Source organism: Ornithinibacillus caprae, from assembly GCF_009728145.1.
In the GTDB taxonomy this organism is placed as follows: domain Bacteria; phylum Bacillota; class Bacilli; order Bacillales; family Amphibacillaceae; genus Ornithinibacillus; species Ornithinibacillus caprae.
In genome coordinates this window covers 1-16786 of sequence record NZ_WOCA01000031.1, presented here as the reverse complement: position 1 = coordinate 16786, position 16786 = coordinate 1, and the positions used below count along the sequence as shown (strand labels likewise).

Annotated in this window: 14 protein-coding genes, 1 rRNA gene, 1 pseudogene, 1 riboswitch and 1 other annotated feature; of the genes and pseudogenes, 5 read left to right on the top strand and 11 right to left on the bottom strand. The window is 36.3% G+C overall.

Features of this window, described 5'->3' with window-relative positions; genetic code table 11:
* From GMD78_RS20820 to pckA, 5 genes are all read right to left on the bottom strand, one after another.
* A partial coding sequence (locus GMD78_RS20820; RefSeq protein WP_196493888.1) for a transposase occupies nucleotides 1-226 on the bottom strand: 226 nt, incomplete at its 3' end.
* Nucleotides 227-463: 237 nt separating this feature from the next.
* Complete coding sequence (locus GMD78_RS20815; protein ID WP_155671878.1) at nucleotides 464-1270, bottom strand: ABC transporter permease; 807 nt, start codon at nucleotides 1268-1270, stop codon at nucleotides 464-466.
* 37 nt (nucleotides 1271-1307) lie between these two features.
* On the bottom strand, nucleotides 1308-2087 hold the full coding sequence (locus tag GMD78_RS20810) for an ABC transporter ATP-binding protein (protein ID WP_155671876.1): 780 nt from the start codon (nucleotides 2085-2087) through the stop codon (nucleotides 1308-1310).
* 12 nt (nucleotides 2088-2099) lie between these two features.
* Nucleotides 2100-3089: an ABC transporter substrate-binding protein gene (locus tag GMD78_RS20805; protein ID WP_343042467.1), complete on the bottom strand. Its 990-nt coding sequence runs from the start codon at nucleotides 3087-3089 to the stop codon at nucleotides 2100-2102.
* Nucleotides 3090-3458: 369 nt separating this feature from the next.
* A complete protein-coding gene (gene pckA, locus GMD78_RS20800; RefSeq protein WP_155671884.1) occupies nucleotides 3459-5051 on the bottom strand; it encodes a phosphoenolpyruvate carboxykinase (ATP) in 1593 nt (530 codons plus the stop codon).
* 235 nt (nucleotides 5052-5286) lie between these two features.
* Nucleotides 5287-5393, top strand: a riboswitch (SAM riboswitch).
* A gap of 182 nt (nucleotides 5394-5575) precedes the next feature.
* Between pckA and metK the strand changes: the two genes are divergently transcribed.
* Nucleotides 5576-6772 (top strand): methionine adenosyltransferase, encoded by a 1197-nt coding sequence (gene metK, locus GMD78_RS20795; protein WP_155671874.1) that lies wholly within the window; start codon nucleotides 5576-5578, stop codon nucleotides 6770-6772.
* A gap of 393 nt (nucleotides 6773-7165) precedes the next feature.
* Here metK and GMD78_RS20790 read toward each other — a convergent pair whose 3' ends face one another.
* A complete protein-coding gene (locus GMD78_RS20790) occupies nucleotides 7166-7690 on the bottom strand; it encodes a gamma carbonic anhydrase (protein WP_155671872.1) in 525 nt (174 codons plus the stop codon).
* An 85-nt stretch (nucleotides 7691-7775) separates the two neighbouring features.
* Here GMD78_RS20790 and GMD78_RS20785 point away from each other — a divergent pair, with 85 nt between their 5' ends.
* Nucleotides 7776-8843 (top strand): tetraprenyl-beta-curcumene synthase family protein, encoded by a 1068-nt coding sequence (locus tag GMD78_RS20785; protein ID WP_155671882.1) that lies wholly within the window; start codon nucleotides 7776-7778, stop codon nucleotides 8841-8843.
* A gap of 101 nt (nucleotides 8844-8944) precedes the next feature.
* On the opposite strand, the pseudogene GMD78_RS20780 reads toward GMD78_RS20785, so the two are convergent.
* The 4 genes and pseudogenes from GMD78_RS20780 to mnmM all read right to left on the bottom strand — a co-directional run bounded on the left by GMD78_RS20780 (nucleotide 8945) and on the right by mnmM (nucleotide 11962).
* Nucleotides 8945-9673: pseudogene (locus tag GMD78_RS20780) on the bottom strand (amino acid ABC transporter ATP-binding protein).
* Complete coding sequence (locus GMD78_RS20775; protein WP_155671870.1) at nucleotides 9670-10314, bottom strand: amino acid ABC transporter permease; 645 nt, start codon at nucleotides 10312-10314, stop codon at nucleotides 9670-9672. The pseudogene GMD78_RS20780 and the gene GMD78_RS20775 overlap by 4 nt, the downstream one beginning before the upstream one ends.
* Before the next feature lie 211 nt (nucleotides 10315-10525).
* Nucleotides 10526-11281 (bottom strand): transporter substrate-binding domain-containing protein, encoded by a 756-nt coding sequence (locus GMD78_RS20770; RefSeq protein WP_155671868.1) that lies wholly within the window; start codon nucleotides 11279-11281, stop codon nucleotides 10526-10528.
* 114 nt (nucleotides 11282-11395) lie between these two features.
* Entirely contained in the window at nucleotides 11396-11962 is a 567-nt protein-coding gene (gene mnmM, locus GMD78_RS20765; RefSeq protein ID WP_155671866.1) for a tRNA 5-(aminomethyl)-2-thiouridylate-methyltransferase MnmM, read from the bottom strand.
* A gap of 154 nt (nucleotides 11963-12116) precedes the next feature.
* Nucleotides 12117-12331 (top strand) — a binding site (T-box leader).
* Between the two features lie 58 nt (nucleotides 12332-12389).
* Between mnmM and leuS the strand changes: the two genes are divergently transcribed.
* A complete protein-coding gene (leuS, locus tag GMD78_RS20760) occupies nucleotides 12390-14801 on the top strand; it encodes a leucine--tRNA ligase (protein WP_155671865.1) in 2412 nt (803 codons plus the stop codon).
* Between the two features lie 134 nt (nucleotides 14802-14935).
* Here leuS and GMD78_RS20755 read toward each other — a convergent pair whose 3' ends face one another.
* Nucleotides 14936-15691 carry a hypothetical protein gene (locus GMD78_RS20755; RefSeq protein ID WP_155671863.1) on the bottom strand — a complete coding sequence of 252 codons (756 nt, stop codon included), beginning with the start codon at nucleotides 15689-15691 and terminating at the stop codon, nucleotides 14936-14938.
* A 112-nt stretch (nucleotides 15692-15803) separates the two neighbouring features.
* On the opposite strand from GMD78_RS20755, the gene GMD78_RS20750 reads away from it, so the two are divergent.
* Nucleotides 15804-16115, top strand: coding sequence for a rhodanese-like domain-containing protein (locus GMD78_RS20750; RefSeq protein WP_343042466.1), 312 nt, complete (start codon nucleotides 15804-15806; stop codon nucleotides 16113-16115).
* A 545-nt stretch (nucleotides 16116-16660) separates the two neighbouring features.
* Nucleotides 16661-16786: ribosomal RNA gene (locus tag GMD78_RS20745) — 16S ribosomal RNA — on the top strand; the annotation flags it as partial.

Sequence of the window (16786 nt, the reverse complement as noted above, 5' to 3'; positions counted from 1 at the left end):
TCTTTTTTCCATACCCGTTCCGTCTATTGTTTGTTTCCTTTTCTCCTTTATCATTGGATTCATAGCCCAAATGATGATTCATTTCACCTTTTAACATTGATTCAAACATCGGTCCGAATATGTCTTTTAATGCATCTTGCATATCCTCTACAGACTTTGGTTGATACTGTTCAATAATCTTGTTAGCTAATTCTACGGAGTTAGGATCTCTTTTGGGTTTGCCCATTTAAAACACTCCTTTAGCTTTATAGTTATTATTCTACCAAATAAAAAACTGTGTGAGTAAGAAACCGTACGCATTTCTTACTTACACAGTTTATATTACACTCCCAAAGAACGTTTATGAGAAGGCTATCCATCGTTAATAAACTAAATTGCACAGTATTTCTTATGCGAATACTGTGCAATTTTCTGTTTAAATAATTGTATTTGTATTTCTAATCAGAAGTCGTTAACAATTCACTTATACGGTATGCTTAATTAACCATCTTTCAATTTTTTCAACTATTTTGTACATGATTGCTGCAAAAATTGCAATAAGAATTAAGCTAGACATAACGAGTGTAAAGTCGAAAACTTGGAAGCCATAAACAATCAAATAGCCTAATCCTTCTTTAGATACTAGAAATTCTCCAACAATTACCCCTACCCAAGATAGACCAACGTTTACTTTCAATGTTGATATCATCGCTGGAAGAGTTGCTGGAAAAATTGCCTCTTTAAACAACTGTGCCCTTGTGGCTCCAAAACTTTTTAGTACCTTCACATAGTTTGGATCTACTTCTTTAAAAGCGGAATAAACAACTAATGTTGTGATAATAACAGAAATAATTGCTCCCATTGTAATAATCGATAAATAACCAGGGCCAATAGCAACGATAATGATCGGTCCTAATGCTACTTTAGGCATTGCGTTTAAAATAACTAAATATGGATCCATAATTTTTGCAAATCGGGTGGATGACCATAATGTTGTAGCAATTAAAATACCTAAAATCGTACCAATAATGAACCCAAGAACTGTTTCAAACAGGGTAACTTGCGTATGGATAATCATTGATCCATCTAATATTTTGCTCGTTAGATGATTGAAAATTTTAGAAGGTGAACTAAAGATGAGAGGATCGATCCACCGCATTTTACTCATTACTTCCCACAAAGAAAAGAAAGATACTAGAATAATAAGTTGCCAAGCGAATACAATTTTCTTTTCACGTTTTATTTTCTGCTTATGCTGTTCAAAAAGCCTTTGATCAGATTTTGTTTCCATTTATTATTCAACCTCCTTTAAGAGGATGGCAGAGAAACTATATAGGAGTATTCGCATCATTTTTATTTAGTTCCTCCCATACTTTATCAAACAGATTTTGAAATTTATTATGTCTTCTAGCTGTAAATGGCATCTCATTTCTTATTTCAATCGGTACATCAAAGGTCTTGGCAATCGTTCCTGGGTTTGCATCCATTACCAAAATTCGATCACTCATCGAAATTGCTTCACCTATATCATGAGTTACTAAAATTGCCGTTTTGTGATATGTTTTTAATAGTTTAAAAACGAGGTCCTCTAACTTAAGTTTCGTTTGATAATCTAAGGCAGAAAATGGTTCATCCAATAGTAGTACTTTTGGATCAGTAATCAGTGTCCGAACGAGTGCTACACGCTGACGCATCCCCCCAGATAAAGAATCTGGATAAGCATCAGCAACGTTCGGTAGACCAACCTCCTCTAGTAATTCTAATGCTTTATTTCGAATTTCTTCTGTGTCTGTATTGTGAATTTTTGGTCCAAGTAACACATTGTCAAGAATAGTTTTCCATGGAAACAAGTAATCCTGTTGTAGCATATATCCAATGGCAAGCTCTGATTGTTTAATAGGTTCTTTATTTAAAAGTACTTTTCCAGAGGTTTGCTGTATGATACCGGCAACAATGGACAGAATGGTTGATTTTCCGCAACCACTCGGTCCAACTAGTGCCACAAATTCACCTTCTTTAACGGAAAACGATATATGATCTAACGCTTTTGTATAATCATTTTTTGAGAAATAATGGTGTGATACATTATCTAACGTTAGAAAGGACATGGATTTCCCTCCTTAGTTATTAATGACTTCCTCTGCAATTTCTGTATTTACAAGATCTTTATAAGGTACATCCTCTGGAAGTTCCCCAGCTTCCTCCATGATATCTTTCAAATTATTCCATTCTTCCTCATCAAGAATTGGATCTGTAGCGAATGAACCTTGATTTTTGTATCTTTCAATGGATGAAGTTAATATATCTAAATCAACATCCTCGAAATATGGTTGGATGACCTCAGCGATTTCTGCTGGATCTGTTTCTTCCACCCAGTTTTGAGCTTTATATACCGCTCTTGTAAATGCATCTACATTGTCCTCATTTTCACTCATGTAGCTCTGTTTTGCCATGAATACAGTATATGGAACATGACCAGATTCTTCTCCAAATGATGCAACAACATGACCATTACCTTCTTTTTCAAAGACACTAGCTGTAGGTTCAAATAATTGTACATAATCATAGTCTCCAGAAGCGAAAGCACTAGGAATGTTTGCAAAATCTATATTTTGAGAAAGATTAAGATCGTTATGAGGATCGATGTTATGTTGCTTTAACACAAATTCCCCAACCATTTGAGGCATTCCGCCCTTTCGTTGGCCAAGGAAGCTGCTACCTTTTAGATCTTCCCATTCAAAATCTGGTTGTTGTTCTTTGGCAACCAAAAAAGTACCATCCGTTTGTGTTAGTTGTGCAAAGTTAATAGCATAATCATTAGAATCCTGTGCATATACGTAAATGGACGTTTCGGCACCAACTAAAGCAACATCAATTCCGTCTGAAAGTAGGGCAGTCATCGTTTTATCTCCCCCCCAGACTGTTTGTAGTTCTACATCTAATCCTTCTTCTTCAAAGAATCCTTTCTCCAATGCTACATATTGTGGTGCATAAAATAGCGAACGTGTAACCTCACCTAATTTGATGGATGTGTTCTCAATTGATCCGCACGCTGCAAGAAAAATAAGGAATGTACCTGAAACTAAAGCAAATAGCCTAATTTTATTCACACTTTCCCACCCTTTCTTTATAGATTTATATCCGTTAATACGGTTACTTCCTATGTTTTACATTACAAGTACAAAAGAATTACCTTTCATTACCTGCATACGTACATCTAAATCATTTGTTATATAAGCTTCGAGATTGCTAAGTTTTCTAAGATATATCACCACAGTGTATGCTGATTTTAAAAAATGTGTGAATGCCTATATAAAAATATAAATTTAGTACACTTATGCAGCAAAATATGCAAAAAAAGCCGATCTCCTTATAGGAGATCGGACTCAGTAGTTCTTTACCACTTGTTGAGTGGTATTAGTAATTCCTTCGCTTTTTAAAAATGTATTAATAAAACCCTCTTGGGATGAGGTAACAATTTAGTGAGGCTGGTATAATGGACCAGCTTTTGTAATCTCTTCACTCGCTTGTGAAAACTTCTTAAAGTTTTCATGAAATTTTGTTGCTAAGTTTTTCGCTTCTTTTTCATAGGCAGCTTGATCAGTCCATGTATGTTTAGGAATTAAAACTTCGTCTGGTACACCAGGAACATGAATCGGCACTTCTAGTCCAAATACTTCATCCTTGATCGTCTCAACCGTGTTCAATTCTCCCTCTAATGCTGCGTGTACCATTGCACGTGTATAGGAAAGCTTGATGCGTTCTCCTACTCCATAGGATCCGCCAGTCCAACCAGTATTAATCAAAAATACATTAGAATTGAATTGGTCAATTTTTTCACCAAGCATCGTTGCATAGGTTGAAGGTACTAATGGGAGAAATGGTGCACCAAAGCAAGTCGAAAAGGTTGCTTCTGGTTCGGTTACACCACGTTCTGTACCAGCTAATTTACTTGTATAACCACTCAAGAAGTGATACATTGCTTGAGCCTTAGTTAGTTTACTAATAGGTGGAAGTGTTCCAGATGCATCCGCAGTTAAGAATATAATGGTGTTTGGATGTCCCGCGACACTCGGTGAAACAATGTTATCAATATTCTCTAGAGGATAAGCTGCACGAGTATTTTCTGTTAACGACGTGTCGTCAAAATCTGGTAACCTACTGTTGTCGTCTAATTTTACATTTTCTAAGACGGATCCAAAGCGGATAGCATTATATATTTGTGGTTCTTTTTCTTCAGATAGGTTGATACACTTAGCATAACAACCACCTTCAATATTAAAGACACCATTAGGACTCCAACCGTGCTCGTCATCACCAATTAGTCGCCGGTAAGGATCTGCTGATAATGTTGTTTTTCCAGTTCCTGATAGACCGAAGAATAAAGCAACATCACCTTCTTGACCGACGTTTGCTGAACAGTGCATCGATAGAATATTATTTTTCGGTAATAAGTAATTCATAATTGAGAAAATAGATTTTTTGATTTCCCCAGCATATTCCGTACCACCAATTAATATGATACGATGTTTAAAAGAGATAATGACAAAGGCCTCAGAGTTGGTGCCATCAATTGTTGGGTCTGCTTTAAAAGTTGGGGCAGAAATGACTGTAAATCCAGCATGATGGTTTACAAGTTCTTCATCCTTAGGTCGAATAAATAATTGACGGGCAAATAGGTTGTGCCACGCGTATTCATTAATAACTTGAATTGGTAAGCGGTATTTTTTATCAGCACCTGCAAAACCTTTAAAGACAAAAAGTTCTTCTTTTGTTTTTAAGTGATTGATAACTTTTTCATATAAACGTTCAAATACAGTTTCTGCAATTGGCTGATTTACAGGTCCCCAATTAACAAATTCTGTACATGTTTCATCTTTAACAATAAATTTATCGTTAGGAGAACGACCAGTATATTTTCCGGTTGTTGCTTGAACTGCTCCAGTTGCTGTAAGGACACCTTCTTTTCGATACAAAATCTTTTCAACTAGTTGAGGTACGGATAAATTATTTTGTACGTTAGTTTGCGTAAATAGTTCTTCTACTAATGATGACTGTTCGATCGTTTTCATATTCATCTTACCTGCCTTTTTAAACGTATTATTTTGGAAAAGATGGTTCCTTTTCCGACAATATGTTACCAATTGTGATTAATGCCTAATCTGATTATTAGTATAACACATTAAAAACAATAGTCCATACTAATTATTAGATTTATCATATTAAATTCTTTAATTATTTGTGACATCTACGAAAAAAGTTGACATACCAAGTATTCTTCGTTAATGTAAAATCTGAGCGGATACTCTCTTATTCAGAGTTGGCGGAGGGACAGACCCAATGAAGCCCAGCAACCATCACGGTAGTGAAAAGGTGCTAACCTGATGCAAGGATATTTCCTTGAACAATAAGAGCGAAAGGCCAACTCCTTTCCTCACGAATGCAGGAAGGGCTTTTTTGATAGGTGGGAAAAATTGAACCTTCCTATCCTGCATACATCCACTAAGATTACGCAGTTAGTTTTCTAATTTTATAGGATATAATACTTATTGAAATAGAGTTCCGTACCATATATTTAAAGGGAGGATTTAGCCACATGGCTAAAAAACGTCGATTATTTACATCTGAGTCAGTTACAGAAGGGCATCCAGATAAAATTTGTGACCAAATTTCTGATGCTATTTTAGATGAAATTTTAAAGAAAGATCCAGGCGCAAGAGTTGCCTGTGAAACAACTGTAACAACAGGTCTTGTACTAGTTGCAGGTGAAATCACTACAAGTACGTATGTTGACATTCCTGCTATTGTAAGAAAAACAATCAAAGAAATTGGATATACTCGAGCAAAGTATGGATTTGATGCAGAAACTTGTGCCGTGTTAACGGCAATAGATGAACAATCACCAGATATTGCTGGGGGAGTAAATACAGCACTTGAAGCTCGCCAAGGAAAAATGAATGAAGAAGAAATTGCTGCGATTGGTGCTGGAGACCAAGGATTAATGTTTGGCTTTGCTTGTGATGAAACAGAGGAACTCATGCCGTTACCAATTTCATTAGCTCATCAATTAGCGAAACGTTTAACAGATACTAGAAAAGATGAAACACTAGGGTATCTTCGTCCAGATGGGAAAACACAAGTGACAGTGGAATATGATGAAAATGATCAACCCGTACGTATCGATACGATCGTAATTTCGACGCAACATCACCAAGATGTAACTTTGGAACAAATTGAAAAAGACATTATTGAACATGTTATTCGTCCAGTCGTTCCTAAAAACCTATTGGATGATGAAACTAAATATTTCATTAATCCAACTGGTCGTTTTGTTATTGGTGGCCCACAAGGTGATGCAGGTTTAACAGGACGTAAGATTATTGTTGACACCTATGGTGGGTATGCCCGTCATGGTGGTGGCGCATTTAGTGGAAAGGATGCAACGAAAGTTGACCGTTCAGCGGCATACGCAGCAAGATATGTGGCAAAAAATATTGTAGCAGCAAAACTAGCAAAATCTTGCGAGGTTCAATTAGCTTATGCGATCGGAGTTGCTGAACCAGTATCCATTTCAATTAATACATTTGGTACTGGTGTAGTTCGTGAGGAGGAGTTAGTAGATCAGGTTCGTAATCTATTCGATCTCCGACCAGCTGGCATTATAAAAATGCTCGATTTACAGAAACCTATATTTAAAGATACAGCTGCATATGGTCATTTTGGTAGAACGGATAAGTTATTCCCGTGGGAAAAAACGGATAAAGTTGACGCGTTAAAGGAATTAGCTAATTAAAACTAGGCTGGGACAAAACAAAATCGCTCCATTCAAAAGACGAATGATTCAGTGAAAAAGTAATCTCAGGAAGAAAATTGTTTTTTATTTTAGAGGAATCGACTGCGCTCGGCTCCAATAACTAGACTAAAAAGAAGTTTTTTTATAAATTAAAGAGCAAAATTATAGCGAAGTGTATTTTCGGAGCGGGGATAAAGCACAACCATCATTTCCGGTTACTGCGGATTCTATGTAAAATTAGTAACAAAGTATACGAAAATGGCCCAAATGAAAAAGCCGAACTAATTCATATTGAATTATAGTTCGGCTTTTTCTTGACTAACATACATTTATCTCATCTTCTTTTTGCTGCATAAGTGAAACGAAGATTTGGCTAATACCAAGTTTCCTGTCCTACTCCATTCCCAAATTTGTATATTGCTTATAATATTGACCTTTTTCAACGTATGATTTACGTACCCGTTCCATCTCTTGATAATCGTCGTCTGTTAATTCTCGTACAACCTTTGCTGGCCTTCCAAGAGCCAACGTTCTAGGAGGAATTTTCTTACCTTGAGGAACTAGACTTCCTGCTCCAATAAATGCACTTTCGCCTATTTCAGCACCATCCAAGATGATAGAACCCATACCGATTAGTGCATTTTTTCTTATTGTTGCTGAATGCAGTGTCACCTGATGTCCTACGGTTACATCGTCTTCTACGATAAGTGGATTATTGGGACTTTGGTGCAACATGGATAAATCTTGAATGCTAACACGTTTACCAATTTTAGTGGGGGCAACATCCCCGCGAACAACAGTTTTGAACCAGATGCTAGACTGTTCATCAATTGTCACATCGCCCACAACCACCGCGTCTTTAGCAATGAAGGCAGTTTTATGTATAGTTGGTTCGATTTCTTTATAATGATGTATCATTACAATTGCATCCTCCTAAAAAATATGATGATATTTATAGTATAGCAAATTTTGGTGTAGAATGAGGGATGGAGGGCTGATGAAGATGGATGTGCCGACAAGCTCATTTACATTAATGATAAAAGTGTATAAACATATTTTTCCGTCTGTTGATCGTGAGTTAGGCTATTGGAGACAGAAGGCAGAAAAAATTCCTAATAAGGAACTGAGGATTCAGGCTCTATCTAGTATTGCATCCAAACGATTCCATTGTCAGGGAGGAGCAGTGTACGCTTTGCTGGCAGGTAATAAACGGGAGGAGGCTGTGCGTTTTATTGTTGCATATCAAACAATTAGCGATTATTTAGATAATTTATGTGATCGTAGTACATCGATGGATCCTAATGATTTTCGTTTGTTGCATCTGTCTATGATTGACGCTTTGAGTCCTACCAACTCTATAAAAAATTATTATGTATTAAGGGAAGACCAGGATGATGGTGGATATTTAGTAGACTTAGTACAGACCTGTCAACGTGTATTGCAACAAACGGAATTATATCCTGTGATACGAGATCATATATTACGTCTCGAAGGACTGTATGGAGATCTTCAAGTTCATAAACACGTACAAGTAGAAGAACGTGTATCTAGGCTAACAAGCTGGTTTGAGGCATATAAGGATAAAACACCAGCCTTAAGCTGGTACGAATTTTCTGCTGCAGCTGGGTCAACTTTGGGAATATTTTGTATGGTTAGTTATGCACTAGGAGGAAAAATCACTTCTGAAACAGTTAACCAGATATATGAAGGGTATTTTCCTTATATGCAAGGGTTACATATTTTATTGGATTATTATATTGATCAGGAAGAGGATAGAGAGGAAGGCGACCTAAACTTTTGCTTCTACTATCCAAACAAAGAAAAAATGCAAGAAAGATTGAATTACTTTATAAAGCAAACGGATCGATATATTATCGATTTGCCCAATCGTGATTTTCATAAATTGGTTCACCATGGATTAGTTGGACTCTATTTAGGTGATCCCAAGGTAGCTTGTCTAGAAGATGGATTTCAAGTTGCAAAAGATCTACTTAAAGTAAGTGGAATGAAAGCTAGATTTTTTTACTGGAATACTAAAATCTACTATAGGTTAAGTAATAAAACAGGATGATAAGTAAAAACAGGGATAGGGAACAAATTCCTTCCCCTGTTTTCACCTGATATATCGAATAGCCATTCACAACTGATTAACCCTTAACTTTATTATCATAATTAAAGTACTTTACTCAAAAACAACTTTGTTCGTTGGTTTTGAGGGTGGTTAAATAATTCTGTTGGAACATTTTCCTCTACAATAAAGCCATCATCAATAAAGAGAACCCGATCGCTAACCTCACGAGCAAAACCCATTTCGTGCGTAACAACCACCATGGTCATTCCTTCACGTGCCAATTGTCTCATAACCCCCAAAACATCTCCAACCATTTCTGGGTCAAGAGCAGAAGTAGGCTCATCAAATAACATGATTTTAGGATTCATTGCTAATGCACGAGCAATTGCTACTCTCTGTTTTTGACCACCAGATAAAGAACCAGGGTAATCCTCTGCTTTTTCGTTAAGTCCTACCTTTTGTAATAGTTCCTTAGCTTTTTTAGTAGCATCTTCTTCTGAAATTCCTTTTGCTTTCATTGGTGCTAAAATAATATTTTCTCAGACGGTTTTATGAGGAAATAGATTGAATTGCTGAAACACCATACCAACTTCTTGTCTGATTTTATTGATATTTGCATCCTTTGCAGTGATATTCTGTCCATCAATGCGGACTTCTCCAGCTGTTATATCTTCTAAGCGATTCAAACAACGTAAAAAGGTACTCTTTCCAGAACCAGATGCTCCAATAACACAGACTACTTCGCTTTCTTTTATGTCTACACTTATATCCTTTAGCACTTCTAATTTTCCAAAGTTCTTTTTTAGATTTTTTACTTGGATTAATGTCATCGTAATTCAAATCTCCTTTCTAGATAGCTGGAGAGCAATGAAAGTAAATATATTAATATAAAGTACATAACCCCTACAGCAAGCCATATATGAAAGGCTTTATAGGTTGCTGCAATCACCACTTGTCCTTTTTGGGTAAGATCTGCGATGCCAATTACGGATAATAGGGAAGTATCTTTTAAGCTAATAATGGCTTGATTGGTGAATGTGGGAAGCATTCTTCGCAGCGCTTGTGGAAGAATGATATGTCTCATTGTTTGTGTACTGGTTAATCCTAGGGAACGAGCTGCCTCTGTTTGTCCTTTATCTATTGATTGAATACCGGCCCGAATAATTTCAGCAAAATACGCACCTGCATTAATGGCAACCGTAATAATACCAGCTGTTGAACGATCTAGAGAAATAAATTCTAGTGAATTGAGTCCAAAATAGAAGAAAAATAACTGGACTAATATTGGTGTCCCACGTATAGCGTCAATAAAGATTTTAGCTATCCAATTGAGTATTTTCCAAGGTGACAAGCGGAATAATGCCATAATCAATCCAATGATAAAACCTAGTAGAATAGCTACAAAAAAGATATAGATGGTAACTTGCAAGCCTTCCCATAAATAAGGGAGGGCATCAATTATGACGTCCATGTAGTCACTCCTTATTTGAAACTAGGCTGCTATTCGCCAAAAGGATGACGAAAAGCTGTAAGTTTATCGTACTTCGGCGACAAGACTCCTTCCTCAAAAATCTGTTAAGGTTTTAGGTGGGGGAGGATGTCAAGTAGCGAGAAAGGATGTATAAAAACATGTCCCTTCTGCTAAAAAAGATAAGCGCGCTTCGGATGCGCGCTCCGATTTTTTAATCACTTAAATAGGTACTAATGATGTCATCGTACGTTCCGTTTTCCTTTAAATTAGCTAAACCATCATTTATTTTTGCTAATAGTTCATCGTATTCTCCTTTTAAAACAGCAATACCGTAATGATCACCATTTAGCCGGTCACCAACGACTTCTAAATCAAGATTACTTTGTGCAATTGCATAGCTAATAACTGGATAGTCTTCAATTAATGCATCTGCACTACCATTAGAAACCTCTTGAAACATAGAAGGACTATCATTTACTTGGACAATATCAAATCCATATTGGTCTTGATTTTCCTCTGCAAAGTCTGCGCCAGTGGTACCACTCTTTACGACAACTGTTTTTCCTTCTAGGTCATCTAAAGCTGTGATTTCAGTATTTCCCTCTTCAACTACTAAGGAAAGTCCTGCTTCAAAGTATGGCTCAGAGAAGTCAACGGTCTTTTTACGTTCTTCTGTAATACTCATCCCTGCAATTGCTATATCTAATTGTCCAGCTTCCATAGCAGGAATGATTCCACTAAAGTCCATTGCCTCTAACTCAATCTCGAAGCCTTGATCTTCTGCAATTGCATTTATTAAGTCAATATCAATCCCTTTATATTCTCCATCCTCTTGATATTCGAATGGTGGATATGTAACATCGATACCAACTTTATATACTTCGCCATCTCCCGAAGAACTACCTCCACAAGCTGATAATATGATTACGAAAATCGAAAGAAAAGCTAATAACCAAATTCTTTTCATAATACCTCTCCTTTTACTGATTCATTAAAAGCTTATTTATTAATCCATATTCAAAAGTTTGATGAAAATGATTTAATGCACAAAAAAACTTGGCCTATTAATTAGACCAAGTTGTTAATCTGTATTTTTTTGAATGGCAAGTAAGAATGGGGGATTATTTTTTTGATTGATAAAATCATATCGTAAAACCGAGAATAGTTTCTGATCTAAGCTTTTTGCTTTATGTAACACTGACTCTTTTTCCTCTTGTCCTCCAGGATGTCCGTGGTAGACAACGATTATAATAAGCCCACCTTCTTTTAACTGTTTAAGTATGTTATGTATTGCCAAAGTGGTGGATTCCCCTTTCGTGATAATAGATTTATCACTTTTAGGTAAATAACCTAAATTAAAAATTGCACCACCGATTATTGTTGTTGGTTGTATATGATTACTTATATTCGCATGACTATCATGGATTAATGTTACGTTAGTTCGGTTATGTTGTAACAGTCTTTGTTTGGTATTTTCAATTGCTTGTTTTTGAATATCAAAGCCAAATACACTACCTTCATCACCAACTAATTTACTCAAATAAAGCGTATCATTTCCATTCCCGCAGGTGGCATCAACAACTGTTTCACCTGGTTGTATCGTTTCCTTCAATAAATAGTGGGCATAGCCGAGTATTCCTTTAATCATAGGCATGACTCCTTATGTATATTTGCTGTATAGTTTAGCATCAATTGATGGAAGATGGAATGATGAGATGTATGAAATTACTTATTTTTAGTAATAATGGGTCATATATGTCTTGACAAAGCTAAAGCCATTCATTAAAATTCAATATAATAATTCAAAAACGATGCGAAGGACTAGTAATAAATTTCGTTCAGGCTAAGAGAGGCAGTGGTTGGTGGAAACTGTCGCTGAAGATTTATGAACTCACCTTTAATGTTGCAGGAGTGAAATAAAGTAGTTCCTGACGTAAATCCGCGTTAAGGATTCAAGTGAACGCTAAAAGCGTTAATTTGGGTGGTACCGCGGGAGTATAAGCTTCTCGTCCCTTTCTAGGGATGAGAAGCTTTTTTGATTTTTATTTAATAATGGAAAGAAGGAGGAAGGAAGAATGAGTTTTCATCATCAAGAAATTGAAAAGAAATGGCAAAAGCATTGGGAAGAAAATAAAACATTTAAAACTGACACATTTTCTGAAAAAGAGAAATTCTATGCACTAGATATGTTCCCATATCCATCTGGTGCGGGGTTGCATGTCGGCCATCCTGAAGGTTATACAGCAACTGATATTCTATCGCGCATGAAGCGGATGCAAGGGTATGAGGTATTACATCCAATGGGTTGGGATGCTTTTGGATTACCTGCTGAGCAATATGCTCTGGATACTGGGAATAGCCCAGCAGAATTTACAGAGCAGAATATCGCTACATTTAAACGTCAAATCCAAGAATTAGGATTTTCGTACGATTGGGACCGTGAAGTGAACACAACAGATCCAAATTATTATAAATGGACCCAGTGGATCTTTAAGAAGCTTTATGAAAATGGTCTAGCATATATCGATGAGGTCGCCGTTAACTGGTGTCCAGCACTAGGAACAGTGCTAGCAAATGAGGAAGTTATCGATGGGAAAAGTGAACGCGGTGGACATCCAGTAGTCCGTAAACCGATGAGGCAATGGATGTTAAAGATCACTGCATATGCTGATCGGTTGTTAGATGATTTGGATGAATTGGATTGGCCAGAAAGCTTAAAAGACATGCAACGAAACTGGATTGGTCGTTCAGAAGGTGCAGAAGTGACATTTTCTATCGATGGTCATGATGAAGAATTTACGGTATTTACAACAAGACCAGATACGTTGTTTGGAGCAACATATGCAGTACTGGCGCCAGAACATCCTTTTGTTAATAAAATTGTTACTGCGGAGCAAAAAGAAGCTGTGGATAACTATCTTAATGAAGTACAAACGAAATCTGATCTAGAGAGAACGGACCTTGCAAAGGATAAAACGGGTGTATTTACTGGCGCATATGCGATTAATCCAGTAAATGGTGCAAAAATGCCAATTTGGGTTGCAGATTATGTATTGATGTCTTATGGTACAGGAGCAATTATGGCGGTTCCTGCACATGATGAACGAGATTATGAATTTGCAACAAAGTTTGAATTGCCAATTGTAGAAGTGGTAGCAGGAGGAGACGTATCAAAAGAAGCCTATACAGGGGATGGAGAACATGTAAACTCAGACTTTCTGAATGGCTTGGATAAAGATGCTGCTATTACGAAAGCAATTGAATGGCTTGAAGAAAACGGAAGAGGTGCAAAGAAGGTAACTTATCGTCTGCGTGATTGGTTATTCTCTAGACAACGTTATTGGGGAGAACCAATTCCGATTATTCATTGGGAAGATGGTACAATGACTGCTGTACCTGATGAAGAGCTACCACTTGAACTTCCAGTAATGACCGATATTAAACCATCTGGTACGGGAGAATCACCATTAGCTAATAGCGACTGGGTGAATGTTGTAGACCCAGAGACAGGTAAAAAAGGTCGTCGTGAAACGAATACAATGCCACAATGGGCAGGAAGCTGTTGGTACTTTCTGCGTTATGTAGATCCAAATAATACGGAGCAGTTGGCAGATCCAGAAGCATTAAAAGATTGGTTACCAATCGATATTTATATAGGTGGGGCAGAGCATGCCGTACTACATCTACTATATGCACGTTTCTGGCATAAATTTTTGTGTGATATTGGTGTTGTACCAACAAAGGAACCTTTTATGAAGTTATTTAACCAAGGGATGATTCTTGGTGAAGGAAATGAGAAAATGAGTAAATCAAAAGGAAATGTAGTAAATCCTGATGATATCATCGAATCCCATGGTGCAGATACACTACGTCTTTATGAAATGTTCATGGGACCATTGGAAGCTTCTGTAGCATGGTCGACAAATGGATTGGATGGTGCACGTCGTTTCCTTGATCGAGTATGGCGTTTGTTGATTAACGAAGATGGCTCACTTTCAGACAAGATTGTAGAAAATACTGGTGGAGATTTAGAAAAGGTATATCATGAAACAGTAAAGAAAGTAACCGAGGACTTTGAAAATCTTCACTTTAATACAGGTATTTCTCAAATGATGGTATTTATTAATGAGGGATATAAAGCCAATACGCTTCCGAAAGAATATGTGGAAGGGTTTGTAAAAATGCTTTCTCCAGTAGCTCCACATATTGCTGAGGAGCTTTGGAGTCGTCTAGGTTATTCTGATACGATAACATACGCAACATGGCCAACCTATGATGAGTCAAAATTAGTAGAAGACGAAGTAGAAGTTGTTCTACAAGTTATGGGAAAAGTGCGTTCTAAAATATCCGTAGCAAAAGATATATCTAAAGATGAATTAGAAAAAATAGCTTTGGAAGATGAAACGATACAAGAATGGATTGAAGGGAAAACAGTACGTAAGGTTATTGTAGTTCCTGGTAAACTGGTTAATATCGTAGCAAATTAATTAAAAGGGATCTCATTTTATTTTTGAAAATGAGATCCCTTTTTTGAGGGAAAAAATGAATAACTTTCTTTTCCTATAAAAAAGTGATACAAAGGTATTCCCCATAGAAACTTAGCGGATAGTCAAGTAACTAATTATTCGGTTGGTACCCATTCCGTCTTTAAGATGATCCATTTATCACGTTCATAGTACCAAAGTGATTCGATAGTGCCAAGTTGATCAGCATGAAATGCACCACTAATTTGTTGATAACTTTTTAACCCATATCCTTTACTATTACTGATAAATACTGGCTCAAAAAAAGCAATTGGATCAACCATTACCGATGTTTTTTTTAATAATTTTCCTTTTTGATCATAAATTCCTTGTTGGATATAATTATCTGAACGACTTTTTACATCAACAATAGTTGGCTCTTGAGTAGGCGAAAAATTAATTTCTACTTTAAATTCATCTTCAAAGCTTCCTTTTACATATTCCTGTTTAGGAAGAGGTATATCAACAAGATTATATTGTATTAACGTATGCAGCTTATAATGATGTAAACCTCCACTACCACCAGTAGGGCTTTGATAAAAGATTTCATTAACCTTATCATGGTTAAAATCAATAAATTGTATGGTTGGATCGTAGCCACCACCATAATTTATTTCCCATGTTTTATTTTCATGATTTGTGATTTCAGCAACAATATCTCTATAATAATTAGACTCAGGAGAGAAAAGAGTTCCCTTTAATTTAATTTCCTCCTTATGTCCATCACCAGTTACATCTTCTTGGTAGGACTCAATTAATTTGTGTTCAGGTGGTTCTTGTTTTTCATTAGCAAAAACAATATGTGCACATATAAATAATACGGGTAATAAAATCACCCCTATTTTGTATCTCATATTATCCCCTCACTTAAGTATCATAAAGCTATTTTGTGTAAGTTAATTGAAAGCTATACATAAAAAACGTATCATATATATCGTACACTAATAATTGAAAAGGATGAGAAATGTGGAACATATAAAAGAAGTAACTCCAAAAGAAGTTGAAAAAATAGTTGAACAAGATGATAAAGATACAGTAATTATTGATGTAAGAGAAGATGAAGAAGTTGCGCAAGGAATGATCCCTGGAGCCAAACATATCGCCCTTGGAAATATTCCAGATTCAACGGATAAATTGGCTAAGGATAAGAATTATATTCTTGTATGTCGTTCTGGAAGAAGAAGTATGAATGCAGCTATGTATTTGGATGAACAAGGATTTAAAGTAGTAAATATGAAAGGTGGAATGCTTGAGTGGGATGGAGAAGTTATTGTATAAGCTTCTCCTCCTTTTTATGTTTGGTGAAAATGGATAAAAGTACTAGTATAGATGTGTTGACTATTTGTCTTTGGCAATGTATTATTAGTTTACTCGTTAATTAAATGAATTAATTATTTCCTTGTTAACGAGAAACGCAGAAAAAGATATTAAATTTCTGTTGACAATATCCGTTTGGATTTGATATATTAATTTGGTCGCCATTTTTAGAAGCGACATCAGACAACTTACTTCTTCAAAAAACTTTCGAAAAAGTTATTGACTTTAGTTTGGTGGTTTGATATAATATAAAAGTTGTCGCTAAAAACGACACGTTAATATTTGCTCTTTGAAAACTGAACAAAACAACTAGTATGTTTAGCGAAACTTAACTTTTCGACTTTACGGAGAAAAGTTTTAGTTGAGCTTATGCAGGATTGGAAAGTTGAACTTTTCAACCTGCCAAGAAAAGCAACCCTGTTTTTCTTATTATTAAATCTAGAAGCTAGTGTTTCTAGTAGCTAAGAACTTTCATGTGATTGATTGGTGTTAATCACATACAAACTTTTTTGGAGAGTTTGATCTTGGCTCAGGACGAACGCTGGCGGCGTGCCTAATACATGCAAGTCGAGCGCGGGAAGCAAGTGATCGCCCTTCGGGGCGTGAACTTGTGGAACGAGCGGCGGACGGGT

Bases quoted from the DNA above. Each gene is read 5' to 3' on its own strand.
- GMD78_RS20770 (WP_155671868.1), bottom strand. From the start codon at position 11,281: ATGAAAAGAATTTGGTTATTAGCTTTTCTTTCGATTTTCGTAATCATA.
- metK (WP_155671874.1), top strand. From the start codon at position 5,576: ATGGCTAAAAAACGTCGATTATTTACATCTGAGTCAGTTACAGAAGGG.
- GMD78_RS20775 (WP_155671870.1), bottom strand. From the start codon at position 10,314: ATGGACGTCATAATTGATGCCCTCCCTTATTTATGGGAAGGCTTGCAA.
- GMD78_RS20810 (WP_155671876.1), bottom strand. From the start codon at position 2,087: ATGTCCTTTCTAACGTTAGATAATGTATCACACCATTATTTCTCAAAA.
- GMD78_RS20815 (WP_155671878.1), bottom strand. From the start codon at position 1,270: ATGGAAACAAAATCTGATCAAAGGCTTTTTGAACAGCATAAGCAGAAA.
- pckA (WP_155671884.1), bottom strand. From the start codon at position 5,051: ATGAAAACGATCGAACAGTCATCATTAGTAGAAGAACTATTTACGCAA.
- leuS (WP_155671865.1), top strand. From the start codon at position 12,390: ATGAGTTTTCATCATCAAGAAATTGAAAAGAAATGGCAAAAGCATTGG.
- GMD78_RS20755 (WP_155671863.1), bottom strand. From the start codon at position 15,691: ATGAGATACAAAATAGGGGTGATTTTATTACCCGTATTATTTATATGT.
- mnmM (WP_155671866.1), bottom strand. From the start codon at position 11,962: ATGATTAAAGGAATACTCGGCTATGCCCACTATTTATTGAAGGAAACG.
- GMD78_RS20785 (WP_155671882.1), top strand. From the start codon at position 7,776: ATGGATGTGCCGACAAGCTCATTTACATTAATGATAAAAGTGTATAAA.
- GMD78_RS20790 (WP_155671872.1), bottom strand. From the start codon at position 7,690: ATGATACATCATTATAAAGAAATCGAACCAACTATACATAAAACTGCC.